Below are 18,891 nucleotides of genomic sequence, written 5' to 3'. Positions count from 1 at the left end.
GGCGCGGCATGCGCGCCCTGGAAATTCACACGGAAACCGGAGTGTTATTCGGTTTCGGGTTTTTAATTACAAACAACACCAGGAAGGCGCCGAGTGCGGCAACCACGCCAGCCAGTACAAATGCGCTATCAAACTTGCCGGTATGCTGCACGATAAAACCAGTCACGATAGGGCCGATGATGCCGGAGATGCTGCCCACCAAATGGATAAAGCCACTGATTCCGCCGACCCGGCTTTTATGCACCACATCCTGAATAATCGCCCAGTAAATCGCGCCAGTGATGTAGAGGAAAAAGATCGAAACCGACATCAGGGTAACAGCGGAGCCAACCCCTTGTACCGTACCGGCTAATGCAACGCAAACCGCAGCGGCCAGTAACGAGACGACCAACACAATTTTTCGTGAAAGCAATAGCTTACCGGTAATATTGAAGATTTTGTCAGAGATCCAACCGCCGAGCGCCAACCCAACAAAACCGACAATCCATGGGATAGTGGTGGTCATACTCATTGACTTGATATCCAGCCCATGCGCCTGTACCAGATAAGCCGGGAACCAACTGAGGAAAAAGAACAAAATATAGTTGTAGCAGAAGAAGGCGAAGGCGGTAACCAGAATAATCGGTTGACGTAGATAGTAACCAAGTCCGTGTCGGGCCAGGGTTAAATCTTCTTCACTCCCTGGTGATTCTTGTTTTAACTGATCAACCAGCGTGCGCTCCTGCTCGGTGACGCGCTTACTTTTGGCTGGGTTATCCGCCGCAACGAAAAACCAAATCACCATCCAGATGATTCCAATCGAACAAATAATCACGAAGGCCGGACGCCAGCCGAAGGCCAGCGCCAGATAGCCGATAATCGGCCCGGCAACCGCGCCGCCGAGCGGAGAACCGGCGCTCAGTAATCCCATCGCAGTAGCGGCCTGTTTTTTGGGAAACCAGCCATTAATCGCTTTGTTAGCTGAGGCGCAAATTGGGCCTTCCGCCATGCCGAACAAGACGCGTAAAATCAGCATCGACCAGAAACCGGTCGCCAACGCGGTCATGCCGCAAAATAGCGACCACATGCCAACCGCGATGCCCATTACCAGCGTCGGGCCGAATTTATCGGTCGCCAGGCCGCCAATAAAGTTGAACAGTGCATAACCAAAGAAGAAGCTGCCAAAAATCAGACCAAATTGCTCGGCATTAAGCAGCAGATCTTTCTCGATCAGTGGAACGGTAAGAGAGAGGGCGACACGATCGAGGTAGTTGATCATGTAAACCAAAAACAGCAGCAGTACAATGGTCCAGCGTAGGTTTTTGAACATGGTAACTCCGTCATAATTATAATAGTCAGTGTAAAGGTAAGGGGCCCTGTAAGCGCCGGTTAACCGGCGACTAAACAATTAATCCATCTCAATAATCACTTTGCAGCAGGTGCGCGGTTGTTTCTCAAACAGCGTCATCGCCTGCTCAATTTGGCTGAGTGGCAGCGTATGCGTCACCAGCTTTGCCGGTTGGATGTGCCCTTGGTTTATCCACTCAATGACTTGCGGAAAACGGCGGCTATTAAGACGTGAGGTAAACAGCGAGAGCTCTTTACTGGTCAGGCTTTGCTGTGTAATTGCGCAGGTGTCACCGGAAAAGCCGAGTAAACCAATACGCGCCGCAGGAGAAGCCAGCGCGATGGCTTCTGGCAAAATCGATGGATGACAGGCGGCATCAATAATCAGCGTGGGTTGTATTCCCGCTAACTGCTCTGCCAGTGAAATTTCGCTATTATTTATTACCCGATCGGCACCATTGTCTTGTGCCATTGCGAGCCGCTCCGGTAACCGGTCGGTGACAATAACCTGTTTCACGCCATACACCCCTTTCAATACCTGCACTGCAGTGAGCCCCATTGGCCCCGCGCCGTAAACCAACGCGATATCTTGTCCGGTCGGATTGAGGAACGCGGTGATATTGGCGGCAATGGTGAAGGGTTCAATCAGGCTGGCAAGCCGGTCAGGGATACTTTCGGGCAGCTTGTAGGCATTGCCCGACGGCGCCAGCGCGTACTCGCTAAAACCACCGTCTAAATGGACGCCGATCACCTGTAACGCACTACACACATTGGGCCGCCCGACCGAGCAGGGATAGCAATGACCGCAGCTCACCACCGGGTCGACCGCGACACGTTCGCCGAGGCGTGCGGCGTCAACACCTTCGCCAACTGCGTCAATCACGCCAAAAAACTCATGACCAATCACGCGGGGATAGCGAGCAAATGGATTATGACCGTGCCAAATATGCACGTCAGAACCGCAGATACTGGCATAACGTACTTTTACTCTCACCTGGCCCGCTGTCGGTTGCGGGCGTTCGCGTTCCTGCACGCGCAACACCTCAGGACGTTCAATCACAACGCTTTTCATCTTTGCTCCTTACCAGTTCCATAGCGTGCCGTCTTCCAGACGGGCTACCGGCAGATAGGCGGCTTCATAGGGATATTTCGCCGCGCGCTTTTCATCAAACTCAATGCCCAGCCCAGGCTTGTCGCCTGGATGCATATAGCCGTTGTCAAAGGTCCAGTTATGTTGGAACACTTCCAGCATTTGCTCGGAATACCCCATGTATTCCTGTACGCCAAAGTTAGGCACCCAAAGATCGAAATGCAGCGCGGCGGCCATACAAATCGGAGAGAGGTCAGAGGGGCCGTGTGAGCCGGTGCGCACCTGATAGAGCGAAGCGAAGTCCGCAATACGGCGCATACCGGTAATCCCGCCCGCGTGGGTGATAGTGGTGCGGATATAGTCAATAAGCTGTTCTTCGATCAGTTGCTTACAATCCCAGATGCTGTTAAATACTTCGCCGACGGCAATAGGCGTTACGGTATGCTGACGAATCAGGCGGAAGCTTTCCTGGTTTTCTGCCGGGGTGGGATCTTCCATCCAGAACAGCCGATAATCTTCGATACTTTTGCCGAAACGGGCGGCTTCAATCGGCGTCAGACGGTGGTGCATGTCATGCAGTAAATGTTGATCAAAACCGAATTTATCGCGAATGGCGGCAAACAGTTTTGGCGTGAAGTCGAGGTATTTTTCCGTGGACCAGAGTTGCTCTTCCGGCCAGCTCCCTTTGGTGGCGGGCTCATAGGCCATGCCTTTGCCTTTCGCCATGCCGTAGGTGGTTTTCATACCGGGAATGCCGCACTGCGCGCGAATCGCTTTAAACCCCATCTCTTTATGTTTCGCGTAATCATCCATCACTTCATCAATGGTGTGCCCGGTGGTATGGCAATACACCATTACGCCAGTGCGCGACGCGCCGCCCAATAGTTGATAAACCGGCATATTGGCGGCTTTCCCTTTAATATCCCACAGTGCCATATCAATGGCGGATATCGCCGACATGGTCACCGGCCCACGCCGCCAGTAGGCGCCTTTATAGAAAAACTGCCAAATGTCCTCAATTTGGTGCGCATCGCGACCAATTAATTGCGGACAAAGGTGGTCTTTCAGGTAGGACGCAACCGGCAACTCGCGCCCATTTAAGGTCGCGTCGCCGATGCCGGTTAGCCCCTCGTCGGTGGTAATTTTAACGGTAACAAAGTTCCTGCCGGGGCAGGTGACAAAGACTTCAGCGTTAACGATTTTCATATCCATTGCCTTTTATGACTGCTGTAATGATGAAAAAATAATCTTTTGTTTACTACCATACAAGTTGAGAATGCAAATTTTATCGGTGCGATCACAGTGCAATCGCGCCAATTTGATTAACGCTGGTGCCAGTCGCAATACTCGGCGCCGCGTTTTAACGGCGCGGTTTCCGGCAGCTTGGCGAGGCCGATTATCGACAGCACGCCCAGTACCACCACATAAATGGCCAACCCATAATAGTGACCGCCGGTCAGTTGCAAAATTTTTACCGCGACCAGCCCCAATACGCCGCTACCGATCAGTGAGCCAATCTGCCAGATCAGCGCAATACCGCTACAACGAATATGGGTTGGAAACAGTTCCGGAAACCAGGAAGCCTGCGGCGCATAACACATACTGTGGCCGAGAGTGAGCGCAACGATCATTGCAATTTGCGTTAACCAAAAACTGTTTTGACCAAGCGCGATAAAGTAGGGGACGATGCTGAGGGTGAGCAGCAGTGCGCCGAGCATATATACCGGCTTACGGCCAATACGATCGGAGAGTTGGCCCATTAGCGGAATGGCGATAATTTCCAGCACAACCGCGATAATCATGGTCTCCATCAGCAGTGTGGAATCCAGATTATTGGCTTTTCCCCAGGCGAGAATGATCACGGTAAACATGGCAAAAGCGCAGGCCTCAATCAGTTTCGCCAGCACGCCGTAGAAGATAATGCCCGGATAATCACGCACCACTTCGCGTAATGGGCGTGATTCGGCAGCTTTGGTGGCGCGAATTTGCGCAAACACAGGTGACTCGTCAATACGCAGGCGAATAAACAGGCCGACGATAACCAGCACCGCGCTGAGCAAGAACGGTACGCGCCAACCCCATGCCATCATACTGTCGGGGGTCAGTACCGCATTAAGCAGCGTGAAGAGCGCCAGCGGCAGCAGGAAACCGGCCGGCGCGCCAATCTGTACCCAACTGGCAAAATAACCGCGCCGCGGCGGTTCTGCATATTCGGCGGTCATCAACACCGCGCCAGCCTGTTCACCGCCAACACCAAAGCCTTGCAATACGCGGATCGCAATCAGTAGCACTGGCGCCCACACGCCAATTTTGTCATACGTGGGCAGCAGCCCAATACAAACGGTTCCCAACCCAACGATCAGAATGGTGATAACCAAGGCCTTTTTTCGTCCGACCTTGTCGCCAATATGGCCGAAGACAATGCCGCCCAGCGGGCGGGCGAGAAAGCCGACCGCATAAGTGGCGAAGGCGGCGAGCGTACCAATCAGTGGATCGCTGGAGGGAAAGAACAGGTGACCGAAAAACAACACTGCCGCCGTACCATAGGCGAAAAAGTCGTAATATTCAGCGGCGGTACCAATAGCCGATGCGGTGGCAACGCGGCGGATCAGCGATTTTTTCTCTGCCTGGCCTAAATCAAGCGTGGAATCAGTCTGTGTCATAAACGTGCCTTTATCGTTATTAAAGATGACGGTGATATTTTTATGCTGACTACCATACTAGTTGGCGATAAAAAAGCCGCGAGCAGGATCACGTTGTTGAAATTCTGTACGCATTAAGCCGAGGCGTAGAAACGCCTCGTCGGGGTTAGGCCAATAATGCGCAGGAAGGAGGCAGGCGGCAGGAGAGCGCGTTGGGGATCACCTCAATACGGAAATCCGTACCGCTCAGCGGTTCGCCATCCAAATTAAAGGTCATTGGGTGCGGCGCATGGATGGTTAACCACGGCAGCGAGGCCGCTTCAATATTCGGGTTTTCGTCATCGCGGGTGATGGAGTGTAGCAGCGTTGGCAACAGCTCCTGCGACGTGACGATGCTGAGCTCAAGCTTACCGTCGTTAATTAACGCGGATGGACATAACCGCTGTCCGCCGCCGGCCTGACGGCCATTACCAATGCCGATTACCAGCGCATCGCCTTGCCAGGCAAAATCTGGTCCGTTAATTTCACAGCGATCGGCTTTCAAGGTGTCCATCCGCATCAGGCCATGAATAATGTAGGAGACGCCGCCAAGCGCCGATTTGAGTTTTTCCGGTGTTTCGGTGGTAATCCGGGTGCCAAAGCCGCCGGTCGCCATATTGATGAAATAGTGATCGTGATTGACGCGCGCTAAATCAATATCTACCGCTTTACCAACAATCGCCAGGCGAAGGGCTGGCTCCATTTCTTCAGGGATCCCGGCGCTGGTGGCGAAATCGTTGGCGGTACCCAACGGTAAAACCCCCAGTACCGGACGGTGGGAAGGGGGGCGCTTCGCCAGTGCGCTGGCGATTTCATTAATTGTTCCGTCGCCGCCGCCCGCCACCACGGTAGCTGCGCCGCGCTCAATCGCTTCATTGAGATAACGTTCGCCGTCGCCATGTTCCCATGTTACACGCACCTCGATCGGAAAACCTTCCTGCCGCAAGGTGCCTATTGCCGCGCGCAGCACATCATTACCGGCGCCTTTACCATTCAGAATCACCATTGTGAGTGATTGTTGTTCCATAGTTTTTCTCTTTGGTGAGCGGATGATCTTAACGATAGGAGGATAGTCGAGGTTAGCGCTTAGCGGGAGAAAAAAGAAAAACCCGCTCGGGGGAGCCGGGCGGGTGAATGAGGTGGTTCTTAGATATAACCTGCTATTTTTTATTGCTCATTTTAAGCAAGCGCGATGGTAGCCGGAAAATGATGCGTTGACTGTGATCGAATTCTAATAACCACCAGATTAGGCGAGTTCATGTGGCTGGCGCGTGGTGGTACCGGGCAGATTACGCATCAGCAAGGCGTAGCGTAAATCAACATCGGCAGGAACCGGTAGCCAAACCAAATGGCCGTTACCCGGCGCCACCTCGACCGCCTGCGCTTTCTGGTTTTCCAACTCGTTCAGGCTAAAGGTCACGTTACCTGCGGGTGTCATCAGTTCCAGACTATCGCCCAGTGAAAATTTATTCTTCACGTCAACCTGCGCCAGATGACCGCGCCGCTCGCCGGTAAATTCTCCGACAAATTGCTGGCGGTCTGAAACCGAGTAACCGTGCTGATAGTTTTGATAGCTCTCATGCGTATGGCGGCGTAAAAACCCCTCGGTATAGCCACGGTGCGCCAAGCCTTCCAGCGTCTCCAGCAGAGTAGGATCGAACGGTTTTCCGGCGGCGGCATCATCAATTGCCCGCCGATAGACCTGAGCGGTCCGCGCACAATAATAGAATGATTTGGTGCGGCCTTCGATTTTTAACGAATGCACGCCCATCTGCGTCAGGCGCTCAACATGCGCGACGGCGCGCAAATCTTTCGAGTTCATGATGTAGGTGCCGTGTTGATCTTCAAACGCCGTCATATATTCGCCGGGACGCATGGCTTCTTCGATCATAAACACTTTATCGGTCGGCTGACCTTCACCCAGAGTAGGTTCCACATTGTGCACCGGAATCGGTTGATGTTGATGCACAATATTCCCAATATCATCTTGTTTACCTTCCTGCACCTTGTATTCCCAGCGGCAGGCATTGGTGCAAGTTCCCTGATTCGGATCGCGTTTATTGATATAGCCAGAGAGCAGGCAACGCCCGGAGTAGGCCATACATAGCGCGCCGTGGACGAAGATTTCTATCTCCATCTCCGGAACTTGTTGGCGGATCTCTTCAATTTCTTCCAGCGACAACTCGCGCGACAAAATCACGCGCGTCAGCCCCATTTGCTGCCAAAATTTCACCGTCGCCCAGTTAACCGCGTTGGCCTGCACTGAGAGATGAATCGGCATCGTCGGGAAAGCCTCACGCACCAGCATAATTAGCCCCGGATCGGACATAATCAGCGCATCCGGCCCCATCTCGATAACCGGTTGTAAGTCGCGAATAAAGGTTTTCAGTTTGGCATTATGCGGCGCAATGTTGACGACCACGTAAAACTTTTTGCCCAACTGATGGGCTTCGTTAATCCCTTTAGCGAGATTTTCGTGGTTAAACTCATTATTGCGCACGCGCAGGCTGTAGCGAGGTTGACCGGCATAGACCGCATCAGCGCCATAGGCGAATGCGTAACGCATATTTTTCAGCGTGCCGGCCGGAGAAAGGAGTTCCGGTTTAAACATGGTATTCTCAGTCTGATATCAGGTCAGATATTGCTGTTACGGCGGCCAGCGGCCACCGTTCAATTGCCTTGTAAAAGGTGAGGGATTCTAAGCAGACTGACGCGTAATGTAAATTGCGCTAGATCAAACGACAGACATCCGCCTCCCAGCGGTAGCCCATACCGTATACCGCGCGTATAAACGGCTGTTCGCTGTCGAGCGCTTCCAGCTTACGACGCAGGTTTTTAATGTGGCTATCGATGGTACGGTCGGTCACTACGCGGTAATCGTCATACAGATGATTGAGCAACTGTTCACGAGAAAATACCTTACCCGGCTCCTGTGAGAGCGTTTTTAGCAAACGGAATTCCGCCGGCGTTAAATCAAGCGGTTTCTCGCACCAGTTAGCCTGAAAGCGGCTTTCATCCATTACCAGTAACGAGGCTTTTTGAACCTCTTCCGGCGTGCGTTTACAGCGCCGGAGAATGGTTTTAACGCGCGCCACCACTTCACGCGGGCTAAACGGCTTGCAGATATAGTCATCGGCGCCAATTTCCAGCCCCAGCAGGCGGTCGATCTCCTCAATTTTCGCCGTGACGATAACAATCGGCAGTTCCGAGAAACGCCGTATTTCACGACACAATGTTAGGCCATCAACGCCGGGCAGCATTAAATCCAGCAAAATCAGGTCAGGCGGCGTTTGCTGAACAAATGCCAACACATCGTCACCGCGTGCGATATGGTGAGTGCGGTAGTTGGAAGCCTGCAGATAATCAATCACCAACTGGGCGAGTTTAGGCTCATCTTCCACTACCAGAATCAGGGGTTCGTAATAATCTTGGCTCATAGCTTGGTTATCTAATGTTTGTCATTCGGTAATACTACGCTTATTTGCAGCCCACCTAAATCAGAGTGTTGCGCGCTGATTTTGCCGCCGTGTGCGTCGACAATATTTTGACAGATGGCTAACCCAAGCCCCGAGCCGCCGCTGGCGCGATTGCGCGAGCCCTCCGTGCGGTAAAAACGTTCGAAAATTTGTTCACGTTGCCGGTCATCGACCCCTGGCGCCGAATCGTCAAAATTGAGCAGAAGCTTATCCGGTGTGGCGACCAGGCTGATTTGCAGCCCGCCGCCCGCGTCGGTATAACGCAAGCTGTTCTCCATTAAATTGGTAAATAACTGAATCAAGCGGTCAGGATCGCCGAAAAATGCCGCCGATTCCGGTAAGTTGAGCGTTAGCGAAAGCTGATGGCTATTAAAACGTTCATAAAAGCTGGCGGCGGCCACCTCCAGCAGGGCGACCAAATCGGTATTGCCTTTACGATAAGCCAGCGCGCCTTCGTCAGAGAGTGAAAGCTGGTGTAGATCATCCACCAGCTTGGTTAAGGTGACCACTTCGGCCTGCAGTGAGCCGATTGCCGCTGGGGTCAATTTCCGCACGCCATCTTGCATCGCTTCCAGTTCGCCGCGCAAAATCGCTAACGGCGTCCGTAGCTCGTGTGAGATGTCAGCCATAAAAGCGCGGCGCATACTTTCATTTTTTTCCAGCGAACTGGCAAGGCGATTAAAGTCTTGCCCCAGGCGGCCTAACTCATCGCGGCTGCCCACCTCAACGCGCGTGGCAAAATCGCCCGCCGCCAGACGATGAGTCCCGTCGACCAGCCGTTTTACCGGTGCCAGTAGGCCGCGCGACATTAGCCAGGTTACCGCCGCCGCCAGCAAGGTTGAGAGACCGACAATCAGCCAACTGGTCCGTTTTTGTTGTTGATCGAAATTAATATCGGCACTGCGGGTTAAACGTTCCGATGGTGAGCCGATGACCCAACCGACCACATGCCCGTTATCTGTAGTGATATCACGCCTTGAGCCTTCCGGCGGAACCGGCGCGCGCGGGCCAACCAGCACGTGGTATTGCTGGTCGATAATCCAGAATTGTGTACGCCAGCCGTGCGGTGGTAACTGATTATTCGCGTCCGGGTTCTGCTCCAGCGAACGTAAAATATTAAACACCAACTTATTATTGTTGCGTAAGAACGCCCAGTTACCGTGCTGCTGATACTGATCGGCTAATGCTTCGCTAAGCATCATTAAACGCTGTTCATTACCGCGTTTAATGTAATCGATAAAACCATGTTCAAAGCTGAGCCGCACGCCCCAATGCATGGTGATTAACACCAGCATGCAGGTGGAGAAAATTGCACAAAACAGTTTCGCGCTGATGCCGGTTCGCATCCTCTTCATGATGATGATTTTCTCCTGCGGTTAAACGCTGCGTTTTTACTGATATCGGTCGGCACGCGCCAGAACACCAGCGCGGGGAGCAAAATCACCACTGCCATGCACAGGTAGGTATAAATAAAGGTGTGATGCGCCACGCTACTATCCGCCGCCGCCGGATGACCGAACGCGCCCAGCAGTAAACCGGCAATGGTGACGCCAATACTCATCGCCAACTGCATAATCATTGAAAGCAGACTATTACCGCTGGAGGCTAACTCATCCGGCAGTTCTTTCAGGGTCAGCGTATTCATTGAGGAAAAGCGAATCGCGTTGACCATACCCTGCAAAAACAGCACCACCGGTAGCGCCCACGTCCAGCCGAGTAGCGCCACCAGCGGAAATAACAGTACCACCAGCGTGAGCGCCAGAGTGCCGCCAACCAAGACGTTGCGGTAGCCGAAGCGGTTGACTATCTGTACCACAATGCGTTTCATGCCCATGTTGCCCAACACCATCGGGATCATCATTAAACCGGCGTGAAACGGGCTATAGCCCAGCCCGATTTGCAAGAAGATTGGCGTCATAAACGGCAGCATCCCGCTACCAATACGTCCGGTCAGGCTGCCCAGTAAACCAATCGAATAGACGCGATTATCAAACAGCTTCAGGCTAAATAAGGCATTGTCGTTGCCGCGTGCGTGCAGCAGGTAAAACAACAATGAAAAGACCCCGGCAAGGATCAAGATGCTGAGCAGCAATGGCGAAATACCCAGACCGCGCTGCCCATCCAGCGCCATGGTTAAGGTCGCCATACCAACCGCCAGCAGGAGAAAGCCGAGAAAATCAAAGCGGCGGGTTTGTAGCGAATAGTTCGGCATCAGCGTGATGGTGGCAATTGCGCCAATTAATCCAACCGGTAAGTTGATTAAAAAGATCCAGTGCCAGCTTGCATATTGCACCAGCACACCGCCGAGCGCCGGTCCCATCAGCGGCCCAACCTGGCCTGGCAGGGTGACGAAAGTCATCGCCGCCATATACTGCTCACGCGGCACAATTTTCATTACCGTAAGTCTCCCCACCGGTACCATCATCGCTCCGCCAACGCCTTGTACCACGCGCGCCATCACCAATTGGTCAAGGCTACCGGCCATGGCGCACAACAGCGACCCCACGCTAAACAGCACAATCGCCGAGAAGAAAATATTGCGCACGCCAAAACGGTCCGCCAACCAACCGCTTACCGGCAGCGTGACGGCGACGGTCAATACATAGGAGACAATCACCGAATGCATGTGCAAGGGGCTGACGCCAAGATCGTGCGCCATAGAGGGCAGGGCGGTATTGACGATGGTGGTGTCCAGCGTTTGCATAAAGAAGCCAAAAGCAACAATCCACAACTGCCAGCGTATTGTCGCGGGTTGGGTATTCATGAGCAAAAATATCCTCTGATACTTAGCGCCTCTGGCGGCGAGCGCAAGAGGCTGTTAACCGGCCTGCGGGAACGCCGTCCTCGGTTGTTTACCATTCGGCAATCAAGATGCCGTGGCGACCGTTATCTTCCGTTTCCGCCGCAGTTTATCCATAAAGAGATAAACCACCGGCGTGGTATACAGCGTCAACAACTGGCTCATTACCAGGCCACCTGCAATCGTAATACCGAGCGGTTGACGCAATTCGGCGCCATCTCCGCTGGTCAGCACCAATGGCAGCGCGCCTAACAGCGCCGCCATCGTGGTCATCAAAATGGGACGAAAACGCAGTAAACAGGCTTGAAAAATTGCCTCTCGCGCCGATAAATTATCATTACGTTGCGCTTCCAGTGCGAAGTCCACCATCATGATGGCGTTCTTTTTGACGATGCCAATCAGCAGCATGATGCCAATCAGGGCGATCAGGCTAAACGGCGCGCTAAATAACTCCAGCGCCAGTAACGCTCCGACGCCAGCTGAGGGCAAGGTCGACAGAATAGTGAGCGGATGTACATAGCTCTCATACAAAATACCCAGCACGATATACACCGTGGCAATCGCCCCAATGATTAACCAAATCTGGCTGCTCTGCGTCTGCTGGAAGATTTGCGCGGTACCGGCAAACGCGCCGCGCACGCTGGATGGTACGCCAAGCGCGGCCATTGAACGGTCGATCGCATCGGACGCTTGCGACAGAGAAACGCCTTCCGGCAGGTTAAACGAGATGGTGGAGGCGGCGGAAAGCCCTTGGTGGTTGACTGAGAGTGGCGCGTTAGCCGGTTGCCATTGCGCAAAGTAAGAGAGGGGGATGGATTTACCCTCTTTATTGATCACGAACATCTGATCCAGCGCGCTAATGTCTTGGGTATAACGTGGCTCCACCTCCATGACCACTTTGTACTGGTTAAGTGGTTGATAGATAGTGGAAATTTGTCGTTGACCAAAGGCATTGTTCAATAAAGCATTGACGTCCGACACGTCAATACCGAGGCGATACATACTTTGCCGGTCATACGTCAGCGCCATTTCCGAGCCTTTATCTTGCTGATCGGAATTCACATCCGCCAGTTCTGGCAGGCTGGCAAACGCCTGGCGGATTTTCGGCTCCCACTCACGCAAATCGGCCAGGTTATCGGACAGCAGGGTGTATTGATAGCTGGCGTTAGCTTCGCGCCCGCCAACACGGATATCCTGTACTGCATTCAAATACAGGCTGGCGCCTGGCTCTTTCGCCAGTTTCCCACGCAGGCGAGCGATCACTTCCTGCGCGTTTTCTTTCCGTTCGCTCAGCGGTTTTAGGGAAATAAACATTGATCCGCTGTTGGTGCGCGAGCCGCCGGTAAAACCGACCACATTGTCTACCGCCGGGTCTTCCCGGACAATTTTCATAAAGTCTTCCAACTTCCCGCGCATCGCCTGGAATGAAATGCTCTGGTCGGCGGAAATAAAGCCCAACAGACGACCGGTATCCTGCTCCGGGAAGAAGGTTTTTGGAATGGAGATATACAGATAAATGGTCAAACTGATGGTTGCGAGCAGCGCAAACAGCGTCCAGCGCGCGTGCGCCAGTACCCAATGTAATGAGCGGCCATAGCCGCGCTGGAGCGCCAGCAATAGCCGATTAAAGCCGCGGATCCGTGGCTGACTGTGTTTACTGTGCCCTTTTAATAAATACGCGCACATCATCGGCGTGAGGGTGATAGAGATTGCCAATGAAATCAAAATCGCGACCGATAATGTCACGGCGAATTCGCGAAACAGTCGTCCGACAATGCCGCCCATCAGTAGCAGCGGAATAAACACCGCCACCAGCGATATACTCATCGACAACACCGTAAAGCCAACTTCGCGCACCCCTTGCAACGCGGCCTGCAGCGGCTTTAATCCCGCCTCAATATGGCGCGCAATGTTTTCCAGCACCACAATGGCGTCATCGACCACGAAACCGGTGGCGATGGTCAACGCCATCAGCGACAGGTTATTGAGGCTAAAGCCGCACAAATACATTGCGGCAAAGGTGCCGATCAGCGAGACCGGAACCGCTACCGCCGGAATTAAGGTGGCGCGGGCGGAACCGAGGAATAAAAACACCACCAGGATAACCAGCGCCACGGCAATCACTAACGACTGTTCGACTTCATCCAGCGAGGCGCGAATAGTGGGGGAACGATCTTGCGCCACTTCAAGACTGATGGCCGCTGGCATGATTTCCTGCAGCTCCGGCACTTCAGCGCGAATACGATCCACCGTGTCGATGACGTTGGCATCGGCGGTTTTCCGCACCACCAGCAGTACCGCCGGACGCGCGTTGGACATCCCGGCGTTACGCACATCCTGCACCGAGTCATTCACGGTGGCGACATCGCGTAGCCGTACCGCCGCACCGTTGTTGTAATGCACCACCAACGGTTGATAGTCCTTCGCCGTTTTTAGTTCATCGTTAGTTTGCACCTGCCAGCGCTGCTGATGATCTTCGAGCGCGCCTTGCGGACGGCGTACGTTGGCGGCAGCAATGGCCTGACGCACTGCGTCCAGCGAAACGCCTTGATTAAATAGCGCTTGTGGATTCAGTTCTACGCGCACCGCGGGCAGAGAGCTACCGCCAACCGTCACGTCACCGACGCCGTCAATTTGCGACAGTTTTTGCGCCAGTTGCGTCGAGGCGTAGTCATACAATTGGCCGGGAGAGTAAGTGTCCGACGTTAGCGTCATGATCATAATCGGCGCATCGGACGGGTTAGCTTTACGGTAAGTGGGGCGGCTGGGCATCCCGGTCGGCAACAGACTCTGCGCCGCATTGATGGCGGCCTGCACGTCACGCGCCGCGCCATTGATATCACGGTCAAAATCAAAGACCAGAATGATCCGCGTGCTACCGAGCGAACTGGTGGAGGTCATTTCACTGACGCCCGCAATTCGCCCAAGCGAACGCTCCAGCGGCGTTGCGACTGAAGACGCCATGGTTTCCGGCGAGGCGCCAGGTAACGAGGCGCTGATCATAATGACCGGAAAATCCACCTGCGGCAGCGGCGCCACCGGTAGCAACCGGAACCCGAGGATCCCGGCCAGCGCGATCGCCAGTGTTAACAGGCAGGTAGCCACCGGGCGATGAATAAACAGGGCGAAAAACTTCACGCAACCTCCCCACGTTTGAAGCGGCGGCGCGTGGCATGCGACAGGCGATCAAACAGTAGGTAGATAACCGGCGTGGTAAACAGCGTCAGTATCTGGCTCAAAATCAAACCGCCAACCATCGCAATCCCCAACGGGCGACGTAGTTCTGCGCCGACGCCGGTGCTGAGCATCAGTGGCAGAGCGCCAAGTAACGCCGCCAGCGTGGTCATTAGAATTGGGCGGAAGCGCAATAAACAGGCCTGATAAATGGCATCATACGGCGTTCTTCCCTGTTCGCGCTCGGCGGCCAACGCGAAATCAATCATCATGATGGCGTTCTTTTTCACGATGCCGATCAGCAAAATAATCCCGATGATGGCGATAATATCCAGTTCATTACCGCTTAACATCAACGCCAGTAACGCGCCGACTCCCGCCGTAGGCAAGGTGGAGAGAATGGTTATTGGATGGATAAAGCTTTCATATAGCACGCCCAGTACGATATACATCGCCACCACCGCCGCGACAATCAGCCAAACGGTGCTACTTAGCGCCGCCTGGAAGGCGAGGGTGCTTCCCTGGAACTGCGTCATAATTTCCGACGGCATCTCCAACTGCTGTTCCGCTTCGGTGATTGCTTGCACCGCTTCGCCCAGTGAATGACCTGGCGTGACGTTGAACGAAAAAGTAGTCGACGGGAACTGGTCGAGATGGTTAACGGCAAGTGCCCCGTGTCGTTGCTGGATGGTGGCAATGGCGCTTAGCGGCACGCTACCGCCTTCACTGCTAGTGAGGCGGATACCCTCCAGCGCGGCAAGGCCGGGTGTTTCACGATTATCCTGCTCCAGCACTACGCGGTATTGGTTAGCCTGGGTATAAATGGTTGAAATCAGGCGCTGCCCGAAGGCGTTATACAGCGCATTATCGACATCAGACATCGAAATGCCGAGGCGGCTAGCGTTATCGCGATCGACTTCTACATAAGCCTCAAGCCCCTGGTCCTGCCAGTCGCTGCTGACATCTTGCAGCTCCGGTAGCTGTTTCAGGCGTTCTAACAGTTGCGGCACCCATTTACTCAATGAGGTGAGCGATCCGGCCTGCAAGGTGAATTGATACTGCGTGCGGCTGACTTGGGTATCAATGGTTAAATCCTGCACCGGCTGGAGATAAAGCTGCACGCCAGGCTGCTTCGCCACTTCATTTTGCAGGCGGGAGATCACCGCCGGAATGCGATCATCACGTTCATCTAGCGGCTTGAGGTTGATTTGCAGACGCCCGCTGTTTAACGCCGGATTGGTCCCGTCAACCCCGACAAACGAGGTGAGACTTTGTACCGCCGGATCTTTCATAATGATTGAGGCGACATCTTGGGTGCGCTGGGCCATGCTGGCGTAAGAAACCGACTGCGGTGCCTGTACCGTTCCCTGAATGATGCCGTTATCCTGCACCGGGAAGAACCCTTTTGGAATCACAATCCACAATAGCACCGAGAGCAGCAGGGCGCCGATGGCAACACTGAGCGTGAGCCACGGGTGGTTCAATACGCGGGTCAGAAAACGCCCGTAGGCGGCGATCACCCGTTCAAACATCGCTTCGCTGGCACGAGAAAAGCGGTTTTGTTTACGTAAGGATTCCGCGCTAAGCATACGTGCGCACATCATTGGCGTCAGCGTCAGCGAGACGATAGCCGACACCAAAATCGCGACCGCCAGCGTGACGGCGAACTCACGAAACAGGCGACCAACAATATCACCCATAAACAGCAGCGGGATCAGAACCGCAATCAGTGAGAAGGTGAGGGAGATAATGGTAAAACCGATCTCGCCGGCGCCCTTCAGCGCAGCGGCCAGCGGCTTTTCGCCTTGTTCGATATAGCGTGAGATATTTTCAATCACCACAATCGCGTCATCCACCACGAAACCGGTGGCGATGGTGAGCGCCATCAAGGTCAGGTTATTGACCGAGAAGCCGAGCAGATACATGGCGGCGAATGTACCGACTAGCGAGAGCGGAACCGCCACCGCCGGAATAATGGTGGCGGGAACATTGCGCAAAAACAGGTAGATAATCATCACCACCAGCGCTACCGACAGCATCAGTTCCAGTTGAACATCATGTACTGAGGCACGGATATTGGTGGTGCGGTCAGAGAGGAGTTTCACATCGACCGATTTGGGTAGTGATGCGGTTAGCCCTGGTAACATCTGCCGAATATTATCCGCCGTGGTAATAATATTGGCGCCCGGCTGACGCTGAACATTGATCACGATCGCTTGCTGGCGATTGGCCCAGGCGCCAAGCCAGCTATTCTCCGCGCCCTGTTCAACGGTGGCGACATCGCGTAAGCGAACCGGCGCGCCGTTGTTATAGGACACAATAATCTGGCGATAATCTTCCGCCGATTGAATCTGATCGTTGGCAGAAAGCGTGATTGAGCGTGCCGGGCCATCCAGGCTACCTTTGGCGGAGTTTACGTTGGCATTACTGATAGCGGTGCGTACATCCTCACTATTCAGGCCGAGCGCCGCCAGCGCCTGTGCATTCATTTTTACCCGCACCGCCGGGCGTTGCCCACCGGAAAGCGTAACCAGCCCCACGCCGGAAACCTGGGAAATTTTCTGTGCGATACGGGTTTCAACCATATCCTGCACTTGGGTCATTGGCATACTGGTGGTGGTGACCGCCAGAGACATAATCGGCGGATCGGCCGGGTTAACTTTGCTGTAAACCGGCGGGTTCGGCAGGTCGGTAGGCAGTAGGTTGGTGGCAGAGTTAATCGCCGCTTGCACCTCCTGCTCGGCGACATCCAGCGGCAAAGTCAGTTGGAATTGCAGGGTGACTACCGAAGCACCGCCCGAGCTTTGCGAAGACATCTGTTTCAGGCCGGACATTTGACCAAACTGACGTTCAAGCGGCGCGGTAATCGCCGAGGTAATCACATCCGGGCTGGCGCCGGGATAAAGGGTAACCACCTGAATGGTGGGGTAATCAACTTCCGGTAGGGCGGAGACCGGCAAAAAGCGATAACCGATAATCCCGGCCAGCAGAATCGCCACCATCAGCAGGGTAGTGGCTACCGGACGAAGAATAAACTGACGCGACGGACCGCCGGTCGCGTTAGGAGGCATCACCTGCATCAGTCACGATCCCCTTTGGCAGGCTGCACTTTTTTGCCGGAGGTGAGCGGCGTTGATTGTGGCGCGACCACTTCGACTTTTGCGCCCTCGGTTAGGCGGTCTAAGCCATCGGTTACCACGCGTTCACCCGCCTCCAGCCCATCGCGCACCACTACTTTCTGGCTGTCCTGAATACCCGGCGTGACGCGCTTCTTACTGACTTTATTGTCGGAATTCACTACCCAAACAAAATTACCTTCATTGCCCATTTGCAGCGCCGCCGCCGGGATAACCACCGCATCTTGCAGAGTATTCACTTTGAGCCGGGCGTTAACGAACTGGTTAGGAAACAGGGCGTCATCATCGTTGGTGAAACGGGCTTTGAGTTTGATGGTGCCGGTGGTGGTGTCAATTTGGTTATCGAGGCTCAGTAACTGCCCGCTGGCGAGACGCGTCTGATTGCTGCGATCCCAGGCGTCCACTTCAACCGGTTGACCGCTTTTTTGCGCCTGAAGAATTAACGAAATATCATTTTCCGGCAGACTGAATACCACATCAATCGGATGCGTTTGCGTGATGACCACAATGCCGGTGGTATCGCCGCTGGTAATATAGTTACCAAGATCCACCTGCTTGAGGCCGACCCGACCGGTAATCGGCGCGGTAATGCGGCTATAGGTCAGATTAAGCTGTGCGCTGGCAACGCTCCCTTCATCGGCTTTAATGCTGCCAAGCGTTTCATTAACCAGCGATTGTTGAGTATCAAAATCCTGTTGCGAAACTAAGCCGGTTTTTACCAGTTTCTGAAAACGCGCCAAGTCACGCCGTGCGTTGGCGAGCGTGGCCTGATCCTTCGCTAACTGCCCTTGTGCCTGGGTTAACGCCACCTGGAAAGGGCGCGGATCGATCTCCGCCAGCAACTGACCGGCTTGCACCTGTTGCCCTTCGGTGAAATGAAGCGCCATCAGTTGCCCATCAACCCGGCTGCGCACGGTAACCGTATTGGCGGCGGTGACGGTACCCAGCCCGGAAAGGTATTGCGGCACACTTTGCGTTTGCGCGCTGCTTGCCTGCACGGGCGCCAGCGGCATATTGCGACGGCCGCCTTTACCCCGGTGCGACTGGCCAGCGGCCTGTTTTCCCGCCGTGGGCGCGCTGCCGTTATGATGTTGCCAGAGGTAATAGCCGCCTGCGGCTATGATGACGGCAAGGGCGATAATCAGAACTTTTTTAGGAAACTGGCGTGTGGCATTCATCGTGTTTTATTGCTCTCCGGCGTGTAGTC

Annotated in this window: 12 protein-coding genes; all 12 read right to left on the bottom strand. The window is 54.2% G+C overall.

Annotated elements, in window-relative coordinates:
* Positions 1–25: 25 nt before the first annotated feature.
* The 12 genes from PMPD1_RS14550 to PMPD1_RS14495 all read right to left on the bottom strand — a co-directional run bounded on the left by PMPD1_RS14550 (position 26) and on the right by PMPD1_RS14495 (position 18,862).
* On the bottom strand, positions 26–1,309 hold the full coding sequence (locus PMPD1_RS14550; protein ID WP_173634728.1) for an MFS transporter: 1,284 nt from the start codon (positions 1,307–1,309) through the stop codon (positions 26–28).
* A gap of 78 nt (positions 1,310–1,387) precedes the next feature.
* Positions 1,388–2,398, bottom strand: a complete 1,011-nt coding sequence (locus tag PMPD1_RS14545) for a Zn-dependent oxidoreductase (protein ID WP_173634727.1) — start codon at positions 2,396–2,398, stop codon at positions 1,388–1,390.
* A gap of 9 nt (positions 2,399–2,407) precedes the next feature.
* Entirely contained in the window at positions 2,408–3,622 is a 1,215-nt protein-coding gene (gene manD / locus PMPD1_RS14540) for a D-mannonate dehydratase ManD (RefSeq protein ID WP_173634726.1), read from the bottom strand.
* 116 nt (positions 3,623–3,738) lie between these two features.
* Positions 3,739–5,079, bottom strand: a complete 1,341-nt coding sequence (locus tag PMPD1_RS14535) for an MFS transporter (protein WP_173634725.1) — start codon at positions 5,077–5,079, stop codon at positions 3,739–3,741.
* A gap of 145 nt (positions 5,080–5,224) precedes the next feature.
* A complete protein-coding gene (gene yegS / locus PMPD1_RS14530) occupies positions 5,225–6,124 on the bottom strand; it encodes a lipid kinase YegS (protein WP_173634724.1) in 900 nt (299 codons plus the stop codon).
* Between the two features lie 219 nt (positions 6,125–6,343).
* Entirely contained in the window at positions 6,344–7,708 is a 1,365-nt protein-coding gene (trhP, locus tag PMPD1_RS14525) for a prephenate-dependent tRNA uridine(34) hydroxylase TrhP (protein ID WP_173634723.1), read from the bottom strand.
* Positions 7,709–7,826: 118 nt separating this feature from the next.
* A complete protein-coding gene (gene baeR, locus PMPD1_RS14520) occupies positions 7,827–8,534 on the bottom strand; it encodes an envelope stress response regulator BaeR (RefSeq protein ID WP_173634722.1) in 708 nt (235 codons plus the stop codon).
* A gap of 11 nt (positions 8,535–8,545) precedes the next feature.
* On the bottom strand, positions 8,546–9,928 hold the full coding sequence (gene baeS / locus PMPD1_RS14515) for an envelope stress sensor histidine kinase BaeS (protein ID WP_173634721.1): 1,383 nt from the start codon (positions 9,926–9,928) through the stop codon (positions 8,546–8,548).
* On the bottom strand, positions 9,925–11,337 hold the full coding sequence (gene mdtD, locus PMPD1_RS14510) for a multidrug transporter subunit MdtD (RefSeq protein WP_173634720.1): 1,413 nt from the start codon (positions 11,335–11,337) through the stop codon (positions 9,925–9,927). Before mdtD ends, baeS begins: the two co-directional genes overlap by 4 nt.
* A gap of 102 nt (positions 11,338–11,439) precedes the next feature.
* The gene (gene mdtC / locus PMPD1_RS14505) at positions 11,440–14,511 is read right to left on the bottom strand and encodes a multidrug efflux RND transporter permease subunit MdtC (RefSeq protein ID WP_173634719.1); all 3,072 of its coding nucleotides are present in this window, start codon (positions 14,509–14,511) and stop codon (positions 11,440–11,442) included.
* Complete coding sequence (locus PMPD1_RS14500) at positions 14,508–17,627, bottom strand: MdtB/MuxB family multidrug efflux RND transporter permease subunit (protein WP_173634718.1); 3,120 nt, start codon at positions 17,625–17,627, stop codon at positions 14,508–14,510. Before PMPD1_RS14500 ends, mdtC begins: the two co-directional genes overlap by 4 nt.
* Positions 17,627–18,862, bottom strand: coding sequence for an MdtA/MuxA family multidrug efflux RND transporter periplasmic adaptor subunit (locus PMPD1_RS14495; RefSeq protein ID WP_173634717.1), 1,236 nt, complete (start codon positions 18,860–18,862; stop codon positions 17,627–17,629). Before PMPD1_RS14495 ends, PMPD1_RS14500 begins: the two co-directional genes overlap by 1 nt.
* Positions 18,863–18,891 lie beyond the last annotated feature (29 nt).

The organism is Paramixta manurensis (assembly GCF_013285385.1).
Lineage (GTDB): Bacteria > Pseudomonadota > Gammaproteobacteria > Enterobacterales > Enterobacteriaceae > Paramixta > Paramixta manurensis.
The sequence above is the reverse complement of the archived record's forward strand: the minus strand, read 5'-3'. Positions and strand labels throughout refer to the sequence as shown.

Excerpts from the sequence above, each read along its gene's own strand:
- manD (WP_173634726.1), bottom strand. The coding sequence starts at position 3,622 with ATGAAAATCGTTAACGCTGAAGTCTTTGTCACCTGCCCCGGCAGGAAC.
- PMPD1_RS14495 (WP_173634717.1), bottom strand. The coding sequence starts at position 18,862 with ATGAATGCCACACGCCAGTTTCCTAAAAAAGTTCTGATTATCGCCCTT.
- trhP (WP_173634723.1), bottom strand. The coding sequence starts at position 7,708 with ATGTTTAAACCGGAACTCCTTTCTCCGGCCGGCACGCTGAAAAATATG.
- baeR (WP_173634722.1), bottom strand. The coding sequence starts at position 8,534 with ATGAGCCAAGATTATTACGAACCCCTGATTCTGGTAGTGGAAGATGAG.
- yegS (WP_173634724.1), bottom strand. The coding sequence starts at position 6,124 with ATGGAACAACAATCACTCACAATGGTGATTCTGAATGGTAAAGGCGCC.
- PMPD1_RS14545 (WP_173634727.1), bottom strand. The coding sequence starts at position 2,398 with ATGAAAAGCGTTGTGATTGAACGTCCTGAGGTGTTGCGCGTGCAGGAA.
- PMPD1_RS14535 (WP_173634725.1), bottom strand. The coding sequence starts at position 5,079 with ATGACACAGACTGATTCCACGCTTGATTTAGGCCAGGCAGAGAAAAAA.
- mdtD (WP_173634720.1), bottom strand. The coding sequence starts at position 11,337 with ATGAATACCCAACCCGCGACAATACGCTGGCAGTTGTGGATTGTTGCT.
- baeS (WP_173634721.1), bottom strand. The coding sequence starts at position 9,928 with ATGAAGAGGATGCGAACCGGCATCAGCGCGAAACTGTTTTGTGCAATT.
- PMPD1_RS14550 (WP_173634728.1), bottom strand. The coding sequence starts at position 1,309 with ATGTTCAAAAACCTACGCTGGACCATTGTACTGCTGCTGTTTTTGGTT.
- PMPD1_RS14500 (WP_173634718.1), bottom strand. The coding sequence starts at position 17,627 with ATGCAGGTGATGCCTCCTAACGCGACCGGCGGTCCGTCGCGTCAGTTT.